This window comes from Asaia sp. As-1742 (genome assembly GCF_011753235.1).
Lineage (GTDB): Bacteria > Pseudomonadota > Alphaproteobacteria > Acetobacterales > Acetobacteraceae > Asaia > Asaia bogorensis_B.
The window spans coordinates 35,784-57,114 of sequence record NZ_VWWA01000004.1 but is presented as its reverse complement, the minus strand read 5'-3'; the positions used below and the strand labels follow the sequence as shown (position 1 = coordinate 57,114).

General features: G+C 58.6%; 19 protein-coding genes and 1 tRNA gene. 7 read left to right on the top strand and 13 right to left on the bottom strand.

The genetic code is table 11. The features are described from left to right. Positions 1-72: 72 nt before the first annotated feature. On the bottom strand, positions 73-1,266 hold the full coding sequence (locus F3J08_RS07545) for a globin domain-containing protein (protein ID WP_166929108.1): 1,194 nt from the start codon (positions 1,264-1,266) through the stop codon (positions 73-75). A gap of 83 nt (positions 1,267-1,349) precedes the next feature. Here F3J08_RS07545 and F3J08_RS07540 point away from each other — a divergent pair, with 83 nt between their 5' ends. After that, positions 1,350-1,808 (top strand): Rrf2 family transcriptional regulator, encoded by a 459-nt coding sequence (locus F3J08_RS07540; RefSeq protein ID WP_166929106.1) that lies wholly within the window; start codon positions 1,350-1,352, stop codon positions 1,806-1,808. On the opposite strand, the gene F3J08_RS07535 is transcribed toward F3J08_RS07540, so the two are convergent. Then, entirely contained in the window at positions 1,782-3,236 is a 1,455-nt protein-coding gene (locus F3J08_RS07535) for a SulP family inorganic anion transporter (RefSeq protein ID WP_166929104.1), read from the bottom strand. The two genes, F3J08_RS07540 and F3J08_RS07535, sit on opposite strands and share 27 nt — an antisense overlap. A 352-nt stretch (positions 3,237-3,588) precedes the next feature. Here F3J08_RS07535 and F3J08_RS07530 point away from each other — a divergent pair. Continuing rightward, positions 3,589-3,664, top strand: a tRNA-His gene (locus F3J08_RS07530). A 161-nt stretch (positions 3,665-3,825) separates the two neighbouring features. On the opposite strand, the gene F3J08_RS07525 is transcribed toward F3J08_RS07530, so the two are convergent. The 5 genes from F3J08_RS07525 to F3J08_RS07505 form a co-directional block, all read right to left on the bottom strand. Then, positions 3,826-5,268 (bottom strand): mannose-1-phosphate guanylyltransferase/mannose-6-phosphate isomerase, encoded by a 1,443-nt coding sequence (locus tag F3J08_RS07525; protein WP_240149213.1) that lies wholly within the window; start codon positions 5,266-5,268, stop codon positions 3,826-3,828. A gap of 123 nt (positions 5,269-5,391) precedes the next feature. Beyond that, positions 5,392-6,843, bottom strand: a complete 1,452-nt coding sequence (locus F3J08_RS07520; RefSeq protein WP_166929478.1) for a phosphomannomutase — start codon at positions 6,841-6,843, stop codon at positions 5,392-5,394. 62 nt (positions 6,844-6,905) lie between these two features. Then, the gene (locus F3J08_RS07515; RefSeq protein WP_240149212.1) at positions 6,906-7,415 is read right to left on the bottom strand and encodes a hypothetical protein; all 510 of its coding nucleotides are present in this window, start codon (positions 7,413-7,415) and stop codon (positions 6,906-6,908) included. Next, positions 7,412-8,311 (bottom strand): SDR family oxidoreductase, encoded by a 900-nt coding sequence (locus tag F3J08_RS07510; RefSeq protein ID WP_166929102.1) that lies wholly within the window; start codon positions 8,309-8,311, stop codon positions 7,412-7,414. Before F3J08_RS07510 ends, F3J08_RS07515 begins: the two co-directional genes overlap by 4 nt. Before the next feature lie 2 nt (positions 8,312-8,313). Next, a complete protein-coding gene (locus tag F3J08_RS07505; RefSeq protein WP_166929100.1) occupies positions 8,314-9,735 on the bottom strand; it encodes a hypothetical protein in 1,422 nt (473 codons plus the stop codon). A 234-nt stretch (positions 9,736-9,969) separates the two neighbouring features. Between F3J08_RS07505 and rplM the strand changes: the two genes are divergently transcribed. The 3 genes from rplM to F3J08_RS17525 all read left to right on the top strand — a co-directional run bounded on the left by rplM (position 9,970) and on the right by F3J08_RS17525 (position 13,785). After that, entirely contained in the window at positions 9,970-10,446 is a 477-nt protein-coding gene (gene rplM, locus F3J08_RS07500; protein ID WP_023977905.1) for a 50S ribosomal protein L13, read from the top strand. A gap of 5 nt (positions 10,447-10,451) precedes the next feature. Next, the gene (gene rpsI / locus F3J08_RS07495; protein WP_023977906.1) at positions 10,452-10,937 is read left to right on the top strand and encodes a 30S ribosomal protein S9; all 486 of its coding nucleotides are present in this window, start codon (positions 10,452-10,454) and stop codon (positions 10,935-10,937) included. A 778-nt stretch (positions 10,938-11,715) separates the two neighbouring features. Beyond that, positions 11,716-13,785 (top strand): Hint domain-containing protein, encoded by a 2,070-nt coding sequence (locus F3J08_RS17525; RefSeq protein WP_166929098.1) that lies wholly within the window; start codon positions 11,716-11,718, stop codon positions 13,783-13,785. A 117-nt stretch (positions 13,786-13,902) separates the two neighbouring features. On the opposite strand, the gene F3J08_RS07485 is transcribed toward F3J08_RS17525, so the two are convergent. After that, a complete protein-coding gene (locus F3J08_RS07485) occupies positions 13,903-14,076 on the bottom strand; it encodes a DUF2256 domain-containing protein (protein ID WP_166929095.1) in 174 nt (57 codons plus the stop codon). A 175-nt stretch (positions 14,077-14,251) separates the two neighbouring features. Between F3J08_RS07485 and F3J08_RS07480 the strand changes: the two genes are divergently transcribed. Both F3J08_RS07480 and F3J08_RS07475 read left to right on the top strand, forming a co-directional pair. Further along, on the top strand, positions 14,252-15,061 hold the full coding sequence (locus F3J08_RS07480; protein WP_122038654.1) for an alpha/beta fold hydrolase: 810 nt from the start codon (positions 14,252-14,254) through the stop codon (positions 15,059-15,061). Then, a complete protein-coding gene (locus tag F3J08_RS07475; RefSeq protein ID WP_166929093.1) occupies positions 15,058-15,936 on the top strand; it encodes a sugar phosphate isomerase/epimerase in 879 nt (292 codons plus the stop codon). Before F3J08_RS07480 ends, F3J08_RS07475 begins: the two co-directional genes overlap by 4 nt. Here F3J08_RS07475 and arsH read toward each other — a convergent pair. From arsH to F3J08_RS07450, 5 genes are all read right to left on the bottom strand, one after another. After that, positions 15,919-16,617: an arsenical resistance protein ArsH gene (arsH, locus tag F3J08_RS07470; protein WP_166929091.1), complete on the bottom strand. Its 699-nt coding sequence runs from the start codon at positions 16,615-16,617 to the stop codon at positions 15,919-15,921. The genes F3J08_RS07475 and arsH overlap by 18 nt on opposite strands. 33 nt (positions 16,618-16,650) lie before the next feature. Next, positions 16,651-17,004, bottom strand: a complete 354-nt coding sequence (locus F3J08_RS07465) for a helix-turn-helix transcriptional regulator (protein WP_166929089.1) — start codon at positions 17,002-17,004, stop codon at positions 16,651-16,653. A 117-nt stretch (positions 17,005-17,121) separates the two neighbouring features. Further along, the gene (locus F3J08_RS07460) at positions 17,122-17,982 is read right to left on the bottom strand and encodes a glucose 1-dehydrogenase (RefSeq protein WP_166929087.1); all 861 of its coding nucleotides are present in this window, start codon (positions 17,980-17,982) and stop codon (positions 17,122-17,124) included. A 975-nt stretch (positions 17,983-18,957) separates the two neighbouring features. Next, the gene (locus F3J08_RS07455; protein ID WP_166929085.1) at positions 18,958-20,172 is read right to left on the bottom strand and encodes a PepSY domain-containing protein; all 1,215 of its coding nucleotides are present in this window, start codon (positions 20,170-20,172) and stop codon (positions 18,958-18,960) included. A gap of 379 nt (positions 20,173-20,551) precedes the next feature. Beyond that, positions 20,552-21,280: an SDR family oxidoreductase gene (locus tag F3J08_RS07450; RefSeq protein WP_122038648.1), complete on the bottom strand. Its 729-nt coding sequence runs from the start codon at positions 21,278-21,280 to the stop codon at positions 20,552-20,554. Positions 21,281-21,331 lie beyond the last annotated feature (51 nt).

The window sequence follows — 21,331 nt, the reverse complement described above, 5'->3', positions numbered from 1 at the left end:
AACCCGGTAGAGCTGCGAGCAGCGTTGTGGCGCACATCGTGATCAAACCTATCGCGATGTGCGCAGAGAGGGTCAGTCGGGGAGTGCTTCGTCAGAGCCGAAAAATTCGTGGTGCAGGTGCGCGCTTGGCACCCCGAGCTGACGCAGCCCCCCGATCAGGTCATGTTGAAAGCCCCTGGGACCACAGACAAAGATATGGGTGCCGGCCTCCATACGGTCGAATATCCATTGCGCCGAGATGCGCCCTTTATGGCTTGGCACTGGCAGGTTGTTGCCTTCGCCGGAACTGCTGAACAGATCAATCGGGCAAGATTCCGTTTTGGCTGCGGCGTCGACAAAATCAGACAGAAACGGCATGCAGGTGAAATCGTGATCACCGTGTATCAGCCGTATGGTCGGGCTGTTCTGACGGTCGTTTGCCGCCAGGATCATGCTCATGAAGGGCGTAATGCCAATTCCGGCGCTGACCAGCATGACAGGCGATGTGCCGCTCCGGGCGAGTGTGAAGTCCCCGGCCGGCGGCGCGACATCGAGTAAGTCGCCCTCCTTGAGCGTGTCGTGGAACCAGCGCGATACCTTGCCCAGTGGGTCGCGCTTTACCGAAATTCTGTAACCGGTCGAGTCAGGCGCGCTCGAGATGCTGTAGCTGCGCCGGGTGGAGAGGCCATCGCGCTCAAGGCGGAATGTCAGAAACTGCCCGGGTTCATGGCGTAGAACTGGCTTGCCATCCACCGGCTCCAGCCAGAAGGACATGACGGAGTCGCTTTCCCGGACACGGGATGCGACGCGAAACGAGCGCCATTCGCGCCATCCACCGGGAAGGGCGGCACGTGCCGTATAAGTGTCGGCTTCCTGCGCAATAAGTACCTCGGCCAGAAAACGATACGCGTCAGCCCAGGCCTCCAGAATTTCAGGTGTCGCCGCATCGCCCAGGACGGTCTTGATCGCGCCGAGAAGAGCCTCGCCGACCACAGGATATTGCTCCGGTTTGACCATGACGGCGACGTGACGCTCGACGATGAGGCGTAAGGCAGCCTCGAGCTTTTCCGGGTGTTCGATATGACGGGCATAGGCGAGCACTGCTGCTGCAAGAGCATGGGGCTGGCGACCATTGGCCTGATCGGTCTGATTGAACATGGCGGCAATCGAAGGGTCACGCATAAGGGCGCCATACATGGTTTTTGTGATTGTCACCCCGTGGGCCTCGAGCGCCGGGATCGTGGCTTTCACAATGGCGGGGGTTCCTGATCTGAGTGGCGCAACCATCGGTCGTCTCCGTGAAAGATGTATTTAATGTACATCTTTTAAACCTGATGTATGAAAGATGTAAATATGAGATATCTTCACATATGCGTCTGACCCTCCATACAGACTATGCTCTGCGAACCCTCCTGTATCTCGGCCTCAATCAGGACCGCCGGGTGTCCATCCATGAGATCGCGCAGCGCTACGATATCTCCGAGAATCATCTCGTGAAGATCGTGCATCGCCTCGGACAGGGCGGCTTTGTGAAGACAATGCGGGGGCGTGGTGGCGGCCTTGTGCTTGGTCGCGCACCTCACGACATCAGTCTTGGTGAGCTTATCCGCTTTACGGAGGAGGATATGGCCCTGGTTGCCTGTTTCCAGACAGGGCAAAACTGCCTGCTGACGGGTGCATGCCGCCTTCAGGGCCTGCTGGGAGAGGCCCTTGGTGCCTTCATGGCAGTTCTGGACAGGCAGACACTGGCTGACCTGTTGACCCCGCCAGAACAGGCTGCTCTGGCGCGGCGTTTACAGAGTTCACATCGAGAGCAGGGGATCGTCTGACTGCTCTGCAATCAACCCGTGGCGACGGCTATGGAGCCCCTCGACGCGAACAGAGATTGATCTGCCTTGGAGCTTGTTGACGATCTTCTCCAGAATATCGACCGACGTGATATCCCAGAATGTCGCATCGGCGAGATTGATTTCGACCACCGGCGCCTTTGTCTGGAAGTCGATCGCATCGTACAGCATGTCAGCCGAGGCGAAGAACACCTGGCCGTGCACCAGATACAGATCAGCTTCAGCCGATTGCCGGGTCTCGACACGCAGCATACCCATGGCCCGCCAAGCAAAGAAAACGCCGCTCAGCAGCACGCCAACCGCCACGCCAGCCGCAAGATCATGCGTGGTGACCGTGACAATCACGGTGATGATCATCACAAGGCTGGAAAGCTTGGGGTGGCGCATGAGATCACGCAGCGAGCCCCATGCGAATGTGCTGACTGACACCATGATCATGATGGCGACAAGCGCTGCCATGGGAACACGCGCAACATAGCTGTGCAGGAGGACCATCAGGATCAGCAGGAAAGCACCTGCCGTGAAGGTGGAGAGTCGTCCGCGGCCGCCATAACGCAGGTTGCCGACCGTCTGGCCAATCATGCCGCAGCCTGCGATGCCACCAAAAAGTCCGACCAGTATATTGGAAATGCCGAGCCCGGTGCATTCCATACGCGGTGCGCCGTGGGTGTCTGTGTGGTCATCCACCACACCCGCAGTCATGAGGGATTCAAGCAGACCAACCGAAGCCATCGCCAGTGCATAGGGCATGACAATTTCGAATGTCTCGAGCGTAAGGGGGACATGCGGCAGGGTAAAGCTAGGCAGGCCGGTAGGCAGGGCGCCAAGATCAGCCACCACATGCACAGGCATCGGGCACCAGATGGTGATGAGTGTCAGGACGACGATACAGATCAGGGGGGAGGGGATGGCCGTTGTCAGCTTCGGTAGCAAGTAGATGATGGCAAGACCAAGCGCGATCAGAGCATAGGTGTGCCATGTCACATGCAGCATCTGCGGCACCTGCGCCGAGAAAATCAGGATGGCCAGCGCATTGACGAAGCCGGTCTGCACCTCCTTCGAGACGAAGCGCATCAGCACATGCAGTTTCAGCAGGCCGAATACGATCTGCATGGCGCCAGCGATCAGCGTGGCCAGAAACAGATACTGGATACCGTGATGATGCACGAGCGCTGCAGCAACAAGCGCCACCGAACCGGCGGCGCCGGAAATCATGCCCGGTCGACCGCCTGTAATGGCAATGGCAACGCTGATGACAAACGATGCGTAAAGCGAGACAGCTGGCGAAACACCCGCAATGTAGGAAAAGGCAATAACTTCCGGGATGAGCGCAAATGTGCCCACCATTCCAGCCAGCACCTCGCGCAGCGGGCTGAAAGCCCACTGTGCGCGATAAGTCGAGAGGTTCAAGGGACGATTCCTTTCGTCGGTCAAAGATCAGCAGGGTCTCGTCGTATTCCGGCCCGACGCGGCAATGATGTGCAGAACCTAGAAAGAGCCGTCTCCCTTAGCAAGGGGGGCTGTCTGGAATACGTGTCCAGGATTGCGACTTATGCTGCCATAATTGCTATCGATCAGAAGGAAGGGACTTGTTCTCCCCCGCAACGTGCCTTTGCGGGCGTCAGGGGATAAAGCAACATATCCGGGAGGCATTGCCAGCCAGAACAGGTCAATGGCCGGTTTCCCCCCAGCGTGGAAAAGAATCTCGATAAAGGGGCTAGACGGCAGCCCCGCATTTCTCTAAATCGGACGTCGCTGTGTGGCGGATGTAGCTCAGTTGGTAGAGCGCCGGTTTGTGGTACCGGTGGTCGCGGGTTCGAGTCCCGTCATTCGCCCCAGCATTTTCCACAAAATTCCGATTATTCAGTGCCGCTTGCGTTTTGTGCGCGGTTACAGCTTCTGCTTTGTCGATCACGCCACGGAGTAACTACCTGGAGCGGTATCGCCCCAGGCACAGTGTGTGCGAGCTATGCAAGCCAGATGATCATGTGCATTGCCGTCATATGCGCGCGTATACATCTTCCAGGCGCACGATGTCGTCCTCACCCAGATAAGGGCCGGACTGAACTTCGATCAGGGTGAGTGGAATACGGCCAGGGTTGGCGAGCCGGTGTGTGCATCCCAGAGGCAGGTAGATGCTCTCGTTTTCCCGAATGATGATTTCATCACTGTCGCGCGTCACGACCGCTGTACCCGCGACGACGACCCAATGTTCAGCGCGATGAAAATGCTTTTGCAAAGAGAGCGTGTGGCCGGGATCGACATGGATGCGTTTGACCTGGAAGCGGTCACCCTGGATCAGACTCTCGTAGAACCCCCAGGGCCGATACATGCGGTTATGCGCTGAAGCCTCGGCCCGCCCGGCGGCGGTCAGCCGGGTCACCATCTTTTTGACGTCCTGCGCCCTGTCGCGGTGCGACACCATAACGGCATCTTCGGTCACAGCCACGACGAGGTCTTCGACACCCATCACGGTTGTTACGGGTCCGTCGGAGCGCACATAGCAGTTTCGTGTTTCATCAAGGAACACGTCGCCCGAGGTGACATTGCCGCTCTCGTCCTTTGGGCTTATCTCCCACAAAGCGTCCCAGCTGCCGATGTCTGACCAGCCAAAACGCGCCGGGACGACGGCGGCATGAGAGGTGCGTTCAGCGACCGCGTAGTCGATGGAGATATCGGGAGACCGACTGAATGCCTCAGGGTCGAGGCGTTCGAAGTCGAGATCTGTTTTCCTGAGCGCAACTGCCTGAGCGACATTGGTGTGGATATCGGGCTCAAAAGTCTCGATCTCGCGCAGCAGAGTGTCTGCTCGTGCAACGAACATGCCTGAGTTCCAGGAGTACCGGGTATCTTGCACAAGCTTGGCCGCGCTGGCCAGGTCCGGCTTTTCCATGAAGCGCGATACCTGAAAAGCACCGGTCACGTCCTCTAGGAGATTGCCGCGCTCGATATAGCCATAACCCGTTTCAGGTTTGGTGGGCTCGACACCGAAGATCGTTACATAGCCTTTTGCTGCGGTATCGGCGGCAACGGACAGGGTTGCGAAAAGGGCGTTGAGGTCTGTTATTGCAGCATCTGCTGCCATGACCCAGAGGATGGCATCGGGAGCCTGCTCGGCAACCAGAAACGCGGCCGCTGCTATGGCCGGTGCGGAGTTTCGAGCAGAGGGTTCGAGAACGATCCTGGCTTTGTCGACGCCGATTGCGCGCAGCTGTTCAGCGATGATGAAACGGTGAGCCTCATTGCATACCACGATTGGCGGCTCGAGACCGGCCGCCTCGCCACGCAGGGCCGTTTCTTGAAGGAGAGTCTTGTCCGTGAGGAGCGGCCAGAACTGTTTTGGAAAACTGCTCCGCGAGACAGGCCAAAGGCGACTACCTGAACCACCCGAGAGAATGACAGGGACAATGCGATGGGTGGTGATCAGGGATGCAGGAGACAAGACTCGATCCTGTGAAAAAGGGCGCACTGAAATGGCGCGAGGCAGAGCGTTCGCGTTGGCTCAGGCTGCGAACCGGAATGGGTAACGGTACTGGTTTGCCACAATCAATCTAGCCGCTAATGGTCAGTCGCGCCAAGGGGTGGCAAGCGCCAGACCTGTTACAAGAACCTGCTCAGCGCGTGTGAGACTGTCTGCCTCCGCGTAAACGCGCAGTTCGGGCGCGTTACCTGACGGGCGGAAATGCACAATATCGTTGTTGTCGAAAACAAGGCGCAACCCGTCCGTCTCATCGATATGGATCACCCTCCCAGACGTCGCCGCAAAAGGTACAATTGTTGCACTTCGAGCGACATCGTCGCGGAGGCTGCTGATGCCAGCCAGGCTGTTGCTGCTGGCAAGGGGCGTGATGCGGTCGCTCAGCGTAAATCGTGGTGGTAGGGAGGAGGCCAGCGCTCCGAGGTCATTGCCGTGGTCACGGGCGGCCACAAGGGCGCAAATCATGGGAAGAACGGCATCGCGCGTCGGCAATGCGCCAAGAATGCGCGCATTGAGTGCAACATGAGTTGCAAGCAGGAAGCCACCATTGGCTTCATAGCCCACCGAGGGCGAGAGACCAGACTGTGCTGCATCCATCATGGCGGATACGACATAGGGTGAGCCGATGCGGGTACGAAAAACGTTCTCGGCAAACCCGGCCATCTCCAGTGCTGTATTGCTGTTGATCGGGGTCGAAACAGCGCAGGCCCGAAGATAGCGCGCTGCCAGAATCCCAAGCACGTCGCCACGTAACCAAAGACCATCACGGCCCGCTATGAGCGGTCGATCCGAGTCGCCGTCAGTGGTCAGTATCGCGTCATAGGTTCCATCTGCGCACCACTCACGCGCAAGGGCGACGTCCTCCGGCCGTACAGCTTCGGTATCGACAGGCATGAAAATTTCCGAACGGGCCAGCGGTGTTACCCTGGCGCCAAGCGCTTCGCACACACTGACCAGGCAGTCTCTCCCCACGGCGGAATGTTGATAGACGCCGAGATTCAGGCCGCGCAGCGCATTGTCTCCAAAGAAATCACGATAGCGGTCGATATAAGGTGAGAGAACGTCAATAGGATCCGGCAACGCGCAATCCTGAACCAGCGCCCCGTGGTCATCGAATTGATCGACAGGCAGGGTGACAACCTGCCCTCGCATGCCGGGTTCGTCCTCCTTGAGAAATTCGCCGCGCGACCGGTTGAACTTGATGCCATTGCGATCCGCAGGGATATGGCTGCCTGTCACCATCAGCGAGGCTATGCCATGTCCATAGGCGTAAAAGCATAGAGCTGGGGTCGGTACATAGCCGCAGAAAACCGGAACGCCGCCCGCATGATTGATGGCTGCGGCGCATGCGCGCAGAATGCGCGGTGTGCTCGGTCGAAGGTCGCCAGCGAGGGCAACACGCGCCCCGGGAGCAAACTCGCCAAGTGACGCAAGGTGCTGCAGGTACCCCAATACATATGCGAAACAGACATCATCACGCATGGCAGAGACAAGGCCGCGTGCCCCGCTTGTGCCGAAAGTGACGCCCGAACGGGCCATCCACGTATCGATGGTCGCGCTGTCAGAAGGAAATGGCGTGAGCATGCTCATGTTCTCGGGTCCTAAACGCGTCCATAGCCGAAGCTGTTGCGCGCGCGGGGTGCCAGACGGCAGCATTTCCATCCCCCTTCACCCATATCCGGCGTGTTCTGGTCGGTTGCAGGGGTGAGGTAACCATTGGGCAGCAGCACATAGTGGGTGATGTGCAGCTCTGGCCCCTTGAGGAAGATATTGCGCCAGATCTTGCCGTCCACAGTATATTCCCTGAGCGTCCATGTGCCATCGAGCGTATCGGCCCGGTTGAACATCATGTCCTCTGCCCAGAATGACTGGCGATGCAGACGATAGCGGCCCGATGTCGCGGTTGGGGCGCCATCCAGAACCAGCTCGATCGAGATATTACCCTGCGGCGTGGGGAGTGGGTTGAACCCGTACCAGTCACCGAAAACCGGCCCCGTTGGGTCGGTGCAGCCCGCCAGTGTGGTGCATGACACAATCGCCAGCATCAGGCAGCCGAGGCGGGACAGGCTTTTCAGGGCGCGGGGTACGGGCTGGGGTGTTGGGCGGGTCATGGGCGCATTCCAGAGGAGAGGGGGGGCTGTGCGGAGGCGGGGGAGAAGAGACGGGACAGCCCGACCTCGAGCGGAACTGGCGTTATGCCCAGCCGGTCCTGCATGGGCTGGACGGGAAAAGCCTTGTCCTCGAGCAGGCGTCGTATCTCGGCGCGCCCTATGGTGGGAAAGCCTGGCAGCTTCGCTGCGAGGGGGGCAAGGGCCTCGAGCAAGGGGCCGGGCAGGGGCAGAAAGAGTCGACGCCCCAAACCGGCAGCCTTGAGGATCGCCTCGATGAATTGCCGGTAGGTGACGGCCCTGGGGCCGGCAATGACGAGCGATTCAGAGCCGGTTAGCCTGCCTGTTTCGGCCAGTTCCAGCGCGGCAAGAACCGCGCGTGTCACGTCATCCTGATAGATAGGCTGCACCAGAGAGCGCCCGCCATTGGGCAAGGGAATGACAGGCAGGCGCTTCAGCAGGCTGGCTAGGCGCTGCACGTTGTCCTCACCCTGTGCACCGTAGATCATGGTCGGATGCAGGATCATGCCTTTGCGCCCTGACGCCAGCAGGGCAGATTCGCCAGCCAGCACCCCATTGCCATGCTCGTCCGGCCAGCGCGTGAATTTTCGTGTGCTGCCAAGGGCAATCAGGCTGGCAGTGGCCGGGGCGGCGGCAAGAATGGCAGGAATGAAGCGGGCATGGGCAGTCGAGACGATCCGTTCAGCCCCCTCAAGAGCCGTGGCAAGGGCGGTGGCGTCGTTCAGATCGGCCATGCGCGCCGTACGACGCTGGGCGCTCTCGAGTTTTTCCGGGGACCGTATGACGGCAATCACCGTGTCGCCCTGCGCGGCAAGCGCCCGGGCGATGGCGGTGCCGGAGCGGCCACTAGCCCCGATCAGATGGATGGGTGACGCCATGTTCAGTGCAACGTCGTGGAAAGGACGGGCGGTGATGACCAGGCCCGTGCCATGGCAGGATCCTGCGATAGCGGCTTGATCATTCTGATCATGCTGGAATTATCGAGGGGTACTGGCGGTCGGAAGGAGAGCGTTAGGCTTTTCCCTGTAGGGGACTGCACGAATTCGGGGACCGCACTCAGCCCCGGGACCTTCTGTACGACGAAGGCCAGTGACATAAGGAGCGTCGGTTTGAGATCCTCAAGGGTCATGTTGCGCTGGGCGGCGATGCGCGTCAGGAGCGCATCGAGATTGCCCCCTTCATCCGTGTAGGTCAGATCGGTCGAAACGAGGGCAGGCAGATGCTCCGCATCGTAATTCCCGAGATTGTTCATGGCGAACCGGGCATTGACCGTGAAGGATTTCGGGGTGGTGGCCGTCAGATTAATCAACCCCGCGCGCGTGGTCGTGTTGAAGGACATGGTCTGGTTGACCGTGTTGATGTGGATGACCGGGGGCAGGACAAGCGAGAGGGGAGACGCAGGACTGATCTTGAGAGAGGAATTACGCGTCTCTCCCCGTGTTTCGATCGTCTCACCCTCTTTCCAGCGGCGCATGTCGCTGGTCTCCGATGTCAGTTGCAGGTTGAGGAATGAGAAGGACAGACCCTTGGCTTCGGTCCTTGCAGGGGTTTCCTGCGTATCCGACAAAAGCGCGACGTGAGCCGGCATGGTACCGCTCCTGAGTTGCTCCGCCCAACCGACATAGCGGGCGTAGCGTATGCCGCTCTCATGCATGTCGGTAATGTCGAGGCTGACGGGTGCGGTTACCTGGTGGGTACTACGGGATAACAGGCCAGCCACCATGCTGTCTTTTGCGCAAAGCATATGACCTTCGTGAAGGCTTCCGGCATTGCCATCATCGTGGCCGTAATTATCGAGAGAGGCGTAGCCCATCGTGAACGTGCAACCGCTCGATGCGGTCAGGGCGATGTCATGGATCTGACCATGACGAAAATGAATTTGCGAGGCCGGCGGCAGGGTGACGATATCGCGTTTCTCGCGGCTGAAGGGCGGTAGCAGAAGCTTCTTGAGCGTCACTTCGCCAATGGTACCGCTGACAGGCCCCTGAACCGTCACATGATCAGCATGGATCTGTGAAAAGCTCAGCCCCGTCGCGAGATAACCCGTGGGATTGTTGATGGTGAGATGCCGTGCAGCGAGGACAATATCACCGCGGATGAAGCGGGCATTCTCGAAACCGGCACCGCGTGCGAGAAAGCGCGGATAGGCCTGATCATATTCGAAACGTGAGTCCGGCGGCAGGTTGGCACGCAGGCTGGCAAGAGCGCGTTGCAACTCAGCCTTGGATTCGTGGCGTACCCCGATAGCACCCAGACCGATGACAACAAGGCACAGGCCTGCGGCAAGCAAGGGTCTTTTCACGTCAGATCATCCTCTTGAAACGGCCTCAATCGACTGGCTGCATGTTAGTCCGGCTTTGCAACAGGGACAATCTCGGGCATTTTTCATGCGGTATCATGATACCGTTATACGAAAAATGGCGGAAAACAGCCATTTTTCGTGTGGTAGCCAGAGTCGAAAAAGCTTGACCTGCGAGCGGGCGCGCCCCATAAGGCGCCCCCAATACCAACACATGTTGCTGGATCAGTCAGAATCATGAAGACCACACTTTCGTTGAAGCCTGCAGAGGTGACGAAAGGCTGGACCCTGATCGACGCCGAAGGGCTCGTTCTTGGCCGCCTCGCCACCATCATCGCGACCCGCCTGCGCGGCAAGCACAAGCCCCAGTACACCCCGCATGTCGATTGCGGCGACAACATCGTCGTTATCAACGCCGAGAAGATCGTCCTGACCGGCAACAAGGTGGGCCAGAAGCTGTTCCACTACCACACGGGTCATCCCGGTGGCATCAAGGAGCGCACCATCACGCAGCGCCTCGAGGGCAAGAACCCCGGCAGCGTGATCGAGAAGGCAGTCGAGCGTATGATCACGCGCGGCCCGCTGCAGCGCGCCCAGATGAAGCATCTGTATGTCTATGCCGGTGACAAGCACCCGCATGAAGGCCAGCAGCCGGTCAAGCTGGATGTTGCGTCCATGAACCGCAAGAACACCCTCAATGTGATCGAGGCCTGAGAGATATGTCTGAAACTCAAGAGCGCACAGGTACGCTTCAGGACCTCGCCGGTATCGCTCCTGCCACGCAGGCTGCCCCGGTTCACGAAGTCAAGCGCGATGCACAGGGCCGTTCCTATGCAACGGGTCGTCGCAAGGACGCCACGGCACGCGTATGGGTCAAGCCGGGCAAGGGTGACATCATCGTCAATGGCCGTCCGGTCACGACGTACTTCGCCCGTCCGGTTCTGCGCATGCTGATCACGCAGCCCTTCCTGCTGACGGATCGCTACAACCAGTTCGACGTGTATTGCACGGTCAAGGGCGGCGGTCTGTCCGGCCAGGCTGGTGCAGTGCGTCACGGCATCTCGCGCGCTCTGACCCATTATGACCCCGCTCTGCGTGGCATTCTGAAGGTTGCAGGCTTCCTGACCCGCGACAGCCGCGTTGTCGAGCGCAAGAAGTACGGTCGCGCCAAGGCTCGTCGTTCGTTCCAGTTCTCGAAGCGCTGATACTTCGGGGCTCCGGCCCCGCAGGGATCGACCCGTTTGTACGGGACGTTTCGGAAAGACCCGCTCTCGCAAGAGGGCGGTTTTTTTTTGTCTTGGCTCCGTCAAATCTGCCTCATTGGCTGATGTCGAATTCCTGGCGCAGAGCGATGAGTGCGTCGGACCTGAGCTTTCTGCCGTTACATCGGCGCGAGGCGGGCCCCTGGATGAGTGACGAATCTGGGTAATGGGGCCGGTGTGTCCTAAGACAGAACTGTGGCCAGGTGGAGATTGGTGCACCAATATTTGTGCTGGTACAATGTAAGAGAGTAATCACCATAAATTTCCCTGATCTAATCCCCCCCCTCCGCTGCTGGCTCGGGTCCTCATGGGCGTATTGGCCACTTCAAGAGGTCTGGTAGGGTTTCTGTCTCTTGAGTCAATTATTTACAAATAATACTTCGAAAATAATGGAAAATAGACCAATCTTACGAAGTAAAATACAAATATTACATTGTTTGTCTAAAAGAAAGTATTTTGAAATATTTTGGGTATGAAATCGTATGGAAACTATTGTTGCACGTTTCTATGTATGGGAGACTTGAACAGAGGCTCTAGAAATGTCATACATTGGTGCAGGCACAACGGTTCCGGAAAAGATTACACCGACGCATTAACCGTCTATGGTACTGTTAGTGGCGGTAATTCTGTAAATACGACCATAATGAATGGTGGCGCCGCTTGTTATCAGAAAAATACAGGGTCACGCTTCGTATCAAATGGCGGAAGACTCTCGGGATGCGTGACTGATTATTATGCAACGGAGAATATCCTTTCTGGCGGTTCGATCTCCGAGCATACAGTACGTGCCGGTGGAACCGTTTATCTCGCGGGCAGCGCACGAGACGTAACAATCTCAACGAACGCTTACTTCAAGGTGCTGCCTACCGGCTCACTCACCAAAGTTGAAATTGATACCAAGGGCGTGCTCGACATGACGAGTGCTGGCACGAGCCTCGATGGAACTGTAATCAATAATGGCATTATTCAGAATGGAAGTGCTGCCACTACCGCCATCATAACCAACGGTTCTGGTGGGACAATCACGGGTCAGGTAAACGCTGGCTCTCGCACGACCACTGCGGGTGGTACGCTTGTCAACTGTACCACAACCAACGCAGGACGGGATGTGGTAGCCACAGGTGGGCTGGCTCTCAAACAGATTGTCGATGCCGGTGGTTCTCTAGGTGTTGCAGGTGTTGCTTCAGGTCTCACGGTCAACAGCAGAGGCATCGCCACTGTCAGTAATGGCGGCTTTATCAAGGATGCAAATATTGCAGTAGGCGCAACGGTATCAGGTCTCGCAGGCGGCAGGCTTCAGGGAGTCATCAATGTCAGCGGCGTGGTCTCGGGCGGCTCGGTTTATGGTGCCGGTACGATCGAGAGAGTGGTCAGCGGCGCAACGATTGCCAACCAGACGGTCATGGCGGGCGCGACTGTTGCGATCAATAATGGCGGTGTCCTGGCGGGGACACTCTCGGTTCAGGCCAATGCAACGGCAATCGTCGATGGGGCGGTCGGGGGGACAATCGATCTGGCCGGTGCCAGTTACGCCACACTGACCATACTTTCCAACACCATGCCTTCATCGCTCATAACAGGCTTCAACGGCACCGCTACGGCGAGCGACAGCATCAAACTTGTCGGCCTTAATCGTGCGGACGTGGTGAGCATCGACTTCCCAACTGCCGACACCATGCTGATCACGATGCGCGACGGTTCCACCCGGACGCTCAACATCAAGGGTATCAAGGCTACTGGCTATACCCTTGGTGCGGCCTCTGATGGCAGCCTTGTCGTAACAGCCTGCTTCCTGCCCGGCACCATGATCCATACCCCTGCGGGGCCCAGGGCTGTCGAGACACTAAGGGCAGGTGATCTGGTTTGCGTAATCGCAGCCGATGACAGTGTCAGCGCCGTACCGGTGGAGTGGATTGGCGTGGGCGAAATGGCGCAGGCGCAGACGACAGAGCATTATCCCGTCCGCATCTGCCGCGATGCTATTGCAGAAAACGTTCCTGACGCGGATTTGCTTGTAACGGCTGAGCATTGCTTCCTTATGGAAGGACGACTGGTCCCTATCCGTATGCTGGTGAACGGTGATTCGATCCGCTACGAAACAGACCTGCCCACGTACTCCTATTATCATATCAAGACCCCGCACCACTCGGTTCTGCTGGCTAATAACACGCGCACCGAGAGTTATCTCGATGCGCGGAGTGATGGTTGCTCAGACGGCCTGCAACCGTTGAATGGTGCCCCTTGTATCAAGTCCCTTTCGTTAATGGAGCGCTGCGCACCTCTTGATACGACGCAGGCCTTCGTCGAGCCCTTGGCGCACAAACTTGCTGCCAGGGCGAAAACAACTCTTGCACGGGAGCCTGTCACGCGTGAGCCTGATCTGCATTTGCTGACTGATACCGGGCGACACCTTAAGCCATTGCGCCAGACGGAGAATGGTTACATTTTTCAGGTACCGGGAAATACACGTTTCGTGCGTGTTCGCTCGCGCAGTGACCGGCCGGATCTGGCCAAGGGGCCGTATATCGACGATCGAAGGGAACTGGGCGTTCTGATCGGTGATATCCATCTTTATCGGGAGAACGGCTGCCTTGTGATCAATGACCACCGTGAAACACCCTATCTCGAAGGATGGTCGGCCCTTGAGAATACAGCCTGTCGTTGGACGGCTGGTGATGGCCTGCTGCCTGTGGGAAATTACCTGGGCTCAGACGATGCAATGCTCAGCATCAGCGTGCTTGATACGTCTATTTATCGTGAGGCCGTATGCGAGCTCAGTCATGCGGCCTGAAGGCATAGAGGGGCGCCTCTTGCGGGCAGTGTGATGGTTCAGGTTGAGTCGGCGCATTCCTGTCTCCTCTCGTGACACAGGGTTCGTCGTTCATCTGGCTGGCCGGGCCATGACTGTCTAGGTGGCAGTCATGGTCTGGCGTTTGCAACGCTCGGAACAATAACGCACCTGTTCCCAGTCGCGTGCCCATTTTCTGCGCCATGAAAACGGGCGGTGGCACACGGGGCACATTTTTTCAGGCAGATCTGCCTTGTCTGGCCGGGTCGGAACGCGCCCTTTTCCACGAGCCATGAAGATTTTCCTTCTGCAAAAGATCGCCCTCAACGCCCGAAAGCCCCGAGGTTTTCCCGCCTTAGCGTGACGATCGTTTCATGAAACCCGATCCCGTCTCCGGACGCTTGCGCAGCCATGCGAGCTCGAAGCACTGGCGGCATCCTGTATGCCGCCTCATCCGGAGGAACGGCCCTTGCCCAAAATTACTGCCAGTGACGGAACGACCCTTCATTACGAGGAGCAGGGCAGCGGGCGCCCGCTGATCATGATCCATGGCTGGACATTTTCAGGCCGGTTCTTCCATCGCAATATTCCGGCACTGGCTAAGAAAGCCCGTATCATCACACTCGACCTGCGCGGGCATGGCGAGTCTGGCAAGCCGGACCACTCCTACCGTATCGCGCGCCTCGCGGCGGATCTGCGCGACCTGATCGCGCAACTTGAGCTTGATGATGTGACGGTTCTGGGCTGGTCCATCGGTTGCCCGATTATCTGGTCTTATCTCGAGCTGTTCGGAAAGGCGCATCTGCGTAACGCCATTTTTGTGCAGCAAACGCCGCGCCAGTATTTCTCTGCGGAATGGAAATATGGTCATGCCGCCTGTTACGATCAGGCCGGACTGGCTGAAACCATCCAGAAACTGACCCTGACGCCAGAGGCATTCGACCAGCAGAATCTTGCGGATTGTCTGGCCACCACCCTGTCGCATGACGAGCGCACCATGCTCTTGGCCGAAATGGCCAAAAGCCCTGCTCATGCCCGCGCCGCAATGATGGCGGACCATACAGTGCATGACTGGCGAGACCTGTTGCCCCATATCGATCTGCCTGCCCTGATGATGGTCGCCCGCAAGGATGCCGTACTCGTGCCCGAAGGCCCCGCCTGGGTGGCGGAGAACATGCCGAAATGCGACGTGCTCCATTTCGAGAACAGCTCCCACATGCTCTTCATCGATGAAACAGCGAAATTCAATCAGGCCGTGCTGGAGTTTCTCGACCGATGAGCGCTTTCCCTTTTGCATTCGGCATGAATCAATTCACAACCCAGCCGTGGTCGTTCGAACAGGATGTCAAGAATTATGCTCGCCTTGGCGTGCAGGCGATCGAGATATGCGAAGCCAAGCTCGATGCGGATAACGCCCCCCGGCAAATGGAAATGGCGAAGGAGGCCGGACTTGCCATCAGTGCGGTGCAACCGGCCATACGCACATTTTTCGGCAGTCAGATGCAACCGGAGCCGCAGGCCACACAGGCGCGTGTCGCAGCTTTCGCGGAGAGCTTGAAGCGCCTCGCACCTTATGCCGAGGGTGCGTCATTTGTCATGAATACCGGCGCACCACCCAAAGGCGATATGCAACGCTGCCTGGACGAGACGCAAAAACATCTGCGCGCCCTCGCTCCGCTTGCAGCCGATCTGGGAGTCAAACTGGCCATCGAGCCACTCAACCCTGTCTCGATCAATGTCGAGACGGCCATCTGGACCATTGATCAGGCGTTGGATGTTATCGAGGCCGTTGGGCATTCCTCATGCGGGCTATGTCTGGATTACTGGAACATCTGGCAGCAGCCCGATTGCGCGGGAGCAATCAGACGGGCAGGCACGGCAATCCTTGTTGTGCAGGCCAGCGACTGGCGCACGCCCCGTTCCGGTATGGACCGTCTCATTCCCGGTCAGGGGGCCATTCCGCTTGGGGCACTGATGAAGGCAACCTATGACGCTGGCTATCGCGGCGCCTGCACGGTCGAAATCTTCTCTTCCAGCGTTGAAGACAGTCTGTACGACCGTGATCTGGCCACCGTCATCGGGCAGAGTCATGAAGGGCTGCTCGCTGCCTGGGAGGAGAGCCAAGGCTGTGACGCGTTACAGGCCGCTCGGTAGTTCGAAGGCAACCTTGCGTTCACTATAGCGGTCAACGAGATAATCGGCACGGTCACGGGTCAGCAGGGTGAACTTGACGAGTTCATCCATCACATCAACCAGCCGGTCGTAAAATGACGAGGGGATCATCCGGTCATTCTCGTCGAACTGTTTGTAGGCCATGGGAACGCTGGATTGATTGGGTATGGTGATCATGCGCATCCAGCGACCCAGAATGCGCAGGGCATTAACTGTGTTGAAGCTCTGCGAACCGCCACAAACCTGCATGACAGCGAGCGTTCGTCCCTGAGTCGGGCGTATGGAGCCGGTTTCAAGCGGGAGCCAGTCGATCTGATTCTTGAAGACAGCCGTCAATGTGCCGTGGCGTTCGGGACTGCACCAGACCTGTCCTTCCGACCACAGGGACAGGCGGCGCAATTCCTGCACCTTCGGATTGTCATCCGTCACGGAATCGACCATCGGCAGGTCTGCTGGGTCGAAAATCCGCGTTTCCGCCCCGAGCGCTTCCAGAATGCGGGAGGCCTCGCCCACGAGCAAGCGGCTGAACGACCGTTGCCGCAGTGAACCGTAGAGCAGCAGGATGCGTGGCCGGTGCGTGGCGACGTTACAAGGCTCAAGCCTGTCACGATTGATAGGATGAAGGTGGCGGGGATCGTAGAGTGGTGTATCTGGCATGGACATATATCCTGTGCAGTGACAGCAAGGTGCCAGCGCTCAACCTTTTGGCTTTGCGCCCATGGAGCAGAGATGCAATCCGGACAGGATTGGCGTCGCGAGATCAGGGCGGTCCGTGCAACATTCCGACAGCAGAAACGCCATCAGCTCCGCAAGCTGTCCCACGGCTGCACGGTAAATGACCGCCCGGCTTTGTCGCTCCGATGTGAGGAGCTCCGCGCGCTGCAAAATGGCTAGATGAGTTGAGATCGTGTTCTGTGGTTGTTCAAGCTGGGTCGCTATTTCGCCGACACGCAGGCCGCTCGGCTCATGACGCACGAGCAGACGTATGATCTTCAGGCGCGTGGCCTGAGACAGCGCCGCGAAAGCGGCAAGAGCTTCTGACGTTTCCATATATCTGGATTAATTGATATAACCTAACGGCACAACACAGTTAGGGGGTATTGACCGTTCAAGCCCGCGTGTGCGGGGTCATGGTGCCACTAGGACGCCATGCCCTCGAGACGGAAATCAGCCGTTGATGATCGTCCCGCCATTCACATGCAGCGTCTGACCCGTCACGAAAGAGGAGTCAGCACTCGCCAGATAGACATAGGCTGGCCCGAGTTCAGCCGGGTCGCCGCATCGGTCCATCGGTACGGAATTGGCCAGTTCTGAAACTTCCTGCGGGTCGACAGGTCCCCAGCTTGCCGGCTGGAGCGGTGTCCAGACCGGTCCTGGCGCGACCGCATTGACCCTTATGCCCTTGGAAACGAGCTCGAGTGCCAAGGCTCGCGTGAAACCCATCTCGGCAGCCTTCGTCGTGGAATAGGCCAGCAATCCTGCACTGCCACGATAGGCATTGATGGACGAGGTATTGATGATGGCGCTGCCTTCGCCCAGATGGGCCAGGGCCGCGCGCGTCAGGTAGAAATACCCGTTGATGTTGGTGTCCATATGACGCTGCCATTCATCATCGGTGATGCTGGCACTGTTCTGGTTGACCACCTGCCAGCCGGCATTGTTCACGAGGATATCCAGATTGCCGAACTGCTCGATCGTCTGTTTTACAGTGTCATTGCAGAAGGCGCTTGAGCGTATGTCACCAGCGATAGCCAACGCCTTGACACCCTCTTTTTCGATCAGGCTGACGGTCTCATGCGCATCATCATGTTCTTCAAGGTAAAGGATGACGACATTGGCCCCTTCGCGGGCAAAATGCAGCGCGGCAGCACGGCCGATACCGCTGTCTGCCCCACTTATCAGAGCTGTCTTGCCAGAGAGTTTGCCGCTACCCCGATAACTCTTGCGGATATGAACGGCAAGCGGGCGCATTGCCTTCTCTAGGCCGGGTTGATGGGATTGCGACTGGGGAGGGATCTGCTCTGGCATGGTCTGGCTCCTGGGGTCGAATGACCACGAATGCGATTTCACGGGTCCGTGATGAAAGTCCGAGCGCCGCTGTTGTTCCCTGGAAAACGAGATGCTCAATCGTTTGTGAACCGCACCCGTGGCTGAGCAGATGACGAGTCCCCTTCGATATTCCCGGGCATATTCGTATCGGACCAGACGTGCCTCAGTAGGAGGCTGTGGTCTGGAACATCGGCGCAAATCACCGAAGCAAACTGTGCGCGCCTGAAAGCCGGTATGTGCCCTGCCTACTACCGAGAATCCGAAATCGACATTGCGTCATCGTGGACTATCGATTGCGGGGCCTCGCCCCCCGCAGCTTACTCAAAGGTTAAGGCGGGGGGTGGCTCAGGCTGGTTTTAAGGAGTAGATAGTTCACGTTGTGTTACATCTTGACTAACAGGTGGTTAATGTTCTGCCTGTCAGTAAAGGTGCGCCCCGGACTTTGGGAGCCGTTCCGCGGGCGTTGTATCAACTGGCTTCATTATGCCAAGGGAGCCTGGTCCTGACGTCTTCCAATGATCCCGGTCTTCATCTGCTGGATGAAAGAGGGCGACGTATAAGAGTGGCCCGAAGGAACGGCAACATATGGGTGTTTATGGCACCGGGTCATATTCAGGCTGTACAGTTGGTGTCCCGGCTTTGCCAACCGGCATGGGCTGAAGGCAGTGGAGCTGGACCATCACGCGGAGTCCTGGTTGGCACGATCACGTTTTTCGACTCCAGCCGGACCAACCGGATCACGCATCACCTTGACCGCCCCGGCTTGGCAGGATGGTGCGAGCAGCATTCTGCGTTGGCGCGCTGGACATCCGGGAGTGCCTTGTTACCTCTCAGTGAGCAGGGTAGCCTCAACCCTGGGGTGCTTTCGATAGAAGTTCTGTCAGAAGAAACCTACCAGATAGAAGACATATCCACTGCCCGTGCTGTCCAGGTGCCTTGAGACAAAAACCGGTGCTATCGATCGAGGTCTTGTTTCCGGCGGTTTCCCTGCGCGGGAGACCGTGACCGGGCACGTCGCTTGCCAAGCCAGATCAGCACGCCTGTGGCGGCAAGCAGAGCCGTAGCGACACCGCTCAGACAAACCAGAATACGCCCCGGCAGTCCTGCGATCCGCCCGCTATGAAAAGGGTCCTGTATCTGCAGGATCATATCGCCAAGGCGGCCTTGGGGCGCCATTACGGCCTGTTTCGTCGCGCCGGTCTGTAAATCTACCGTGACGAGCGGGCTGCCAAACCCGGCGGGAAAACGATCCGAGTCACTGAACAGATAGAACAGGGCGGTGTCAGGGGCGTGGGTCAGCATCAGGGCGGCGGGTCGGGCAGACCAGCCATGCGTGACAACCCATTCGTGGGCGCGACTCTCGGCCTGTTCGAGGGTCAATGCATGCGGGCCCCCGGGCAGGGCAATCTCGGCTTGCGGCGGGGCCAGAGGGAACAGGGCGCTGACAGCAGGCTGAAAGAGCTGGGGGCCGAGTGCCAGCGCCACGCCACTGACCGCCATGCCGAGAAACAGCAGCCACAACCATAATCCTGCAGCCCGATGCAGGTCGAAAAACAGGCGCAGGGCATTGCGGGGAGAGGCCACCAGCCATGATTTCTTCCATCCCGGCCAGAATCGCCGCCGCCACGGAGCAAGGGCAGGCGGCAGGGTCAGGAGCAGGCCGTTCAGGCAATCCAGACTCCAGATGAGGGCGGTGATGCCGACGATCCAGAGCCCTGTCTGACCGGCAACCAGCGAATAATGCAGCCGGTAGATGAAGGGCATCAGGGCGCGTCGCCCGAGGCAGCACCCCTCGCTCATTCGTCCCCCCATTTCATGACCATCCGATGGATCGAGAAAGATCTCGTCCCATAACGGGTGCCCGGCATGGTCCCTGAGCGGTGAGAGATAGGCATGGATCGTCTCGAAGCGGGCAGGCCTGTAATCGAGCAGGATGAGCGATTGACCGGGGTGCCGTGTTTCGATGGTTCTGATCAGGTCAGATGGCGCAAGATGGCTATCGCCATGCGTCGTCGTAAACAGATCCGGGTTGAGCATACGGTCAAGCTCGACCCGGAATACGCTGATGCTGCCCGTCAGACCGAGCACGATAAGCAGAGGCGCCAGAACCAGACCGAGATAACGGTGAAAGGCCAGCAGGATGGGGCGCACAGGGCGCAGCGGCCACATGAAGCGGTCGATAGGCCGGCCGCGGTCCGTTTGACGGGGGGCGCGAGGCCGCAAGGGGGCTGGCACGCTGGGAATGGGGCCGTTCCAGTCACGAAGGCTTGAGCTCGCTTCTGGCTAGTGAGTGCGCAAGTAATAGTCAATCGCAATATGACGATAAGGCTGGAACCGGGCCTTTGAGCGCACTAGGGCGATATGGGGCGCAGCCGGGCATGCCATCGACGATATTCGGGGGTTATGCGGCGATGATCGGTGAAGCGTGGTCCATCCACCGGCCCCGTCAAAAAACAAAACCCCGCCTTTGGGGCGGGGTCATGTTCTTGTCCAGTAGGGTCTCGCAGGCCCTCAGGCTCAGCGAGCCCGGACGCGCTTGATCTCTGGATCAGACGTCAAAGCCGTTCGGCAGAAGGACCAGGTCACGAACGACCGTGCCCTTGCGGCGCGTCAGCATGAAGATCAGTGCTTCGGCCACATCAGATGGCTGCATCATGCCGCCGCCTTCGAGAGCAGCCTTGCGGCGCTCGGGGTCCCAGTCATTGATCAGCGGCGTGACAACCGGGCCGGGCTGGATCGCGCCGACGCGAACGCCATGCGGTGCCAGCTGGCGACGGCAGGTATGGGTGAAAGCCTGCACGGCATATTTGGAGCCGGTGTAGATCGGCTCAGCCACGATCGGCACAACGCCTGCCACCGAGCTGGTGATGATGATATCGCCGCTGCCCTGCTTGATCATGGGCACCATGGCGACGCGCGCCGAGTGGAATGCCGCATTGATGTTGAGGTTCAGCATACGGTCCCACACATCCGGGTCGCCTTCCCAGGCGTTGCCACCGACATAGGAGCCAGCATTGGCGAACATGATGTCCAGACGGCCCTGCTCGGCAAGCACGGTATCGACAGCCTGCTGGATGCTGGCATGACGGAAGAGGTCGACCTCGACGCCGTGCAGCTTGTCACCGAGCTCTTCGCGCGCCTTTTCCATGGCCGCCTTGTCGCGGTCGAGGACATAGACGATAGCGCCAGCCTTGATGAGATGACGAACGCATTCCAGACCGATGCCGGAAGCACCACCCGTAACGGCGGCGACCTTGTCCTGTAGCGGAAGCGACATGCTTGCATACCTTCTTGTGCATCGGTGCCTTCCGGCAGGAGGGCACCGGAG

Bases quoted from the DNA above. Each gene is read 5' to 3' on its own strand.
- F3J08_RS07545 (WP_166929108.1), bottom strand. From the start codon at position 1,266: ATGGTTGCGCCACTCAGATCAGGAACCCCCGCCATTGTGAAAGCCACG.
- F3J08_RS07540 (WP_166929106.1), top strand. From the start codon at position 1,350: ATGCGTCTGACCCTCCATACAGACTATGCTCTGCGAACCCTCCTGTAT.
- F3J08_RS07520 (WP_166929478.1), bottom strand. From the start codon at position 6,843: ATGGCCCGTTCGGGCGTCACTTTCGGCACAAGCGGGGCACGCGGCCTT.
- F3J08_RS07515 (WP_240149212.1), bottom strand. From the start codon at position 7,415: ATGACCCGCCCAACACCCCAGCCCGTACCCCGCGCCCTGAAAAGCCTG.
- F3J08_RS07510 (WP_166929102.1), bottom strand. From the start codon at position 8,311: ATGGCGTCACCCATCCATCTGATCGGGGCTAGTGGCCGCTCCGGCACC.
- rplM (WP_023977905.1), top strand. From the start codon at position 9,970: ATGAAGACCACACTTTCGTTGAAGCCTGCAGAGGTGACGAAAGGCTGG.
- rpsI (WP_023977906.1), top strand. From the start codon at position 10,452: ATGTCTGAAACTCAAGAGCGCACAGGTACGCTTCAGGACCTCGCCGGT.
- F3J08_RS07485 (WP_166929095.1), bottom strand. From the start codon at position 14,076: ATGGCTCGTGGAAAAGGGCGCGTTCCGACCCGGCCAGACAAGGCAGAT.
- F3J08_RS07475 (WP_166929093.1), top strand. From the start codon at position 15,058: ATGAGCGCTTTCCCTTTTGCATTCGGCATGAATCAATTCACAACCCAG.
- arsH (WP_166929091.1), bottom strand. From the start codon at position 16,617: ATGTCCATGCCAGATACACCACTCTACGATCCCCGCCACCTTCATCCT.
- F3J08_RS07465 (WP_166929089.1), bottom strand. From the start codon at position 17,004: ATGGAAACGTCAGAAGCTCTTGCCGCTTTCGCGGCGCTGTCTCAGGCC.
- F3J08_RS07460 (WP_166929087.1), bottom strand. From the start codon at position 17,982: ATGCCAGAGCAGATCCCTCCCCAGTCGCAATCCCATCAACCCGGCCTA.
- F3J08_RS07455 (WP_166929085.1), bottom strand. From the start codon at position 20,172: ATGTGGCCGCTGCGCCCTGTGCGCCCCATCCTGCTGGCCTTTCACCGT.
- F3J08_RS07450 (WP_122038648.1), bottom strand. From the start codon at position 21,280: ATGTCGCTTCCGCTACAGGACAAGGTCGCCGCCGTTACGGGTGGTGCT.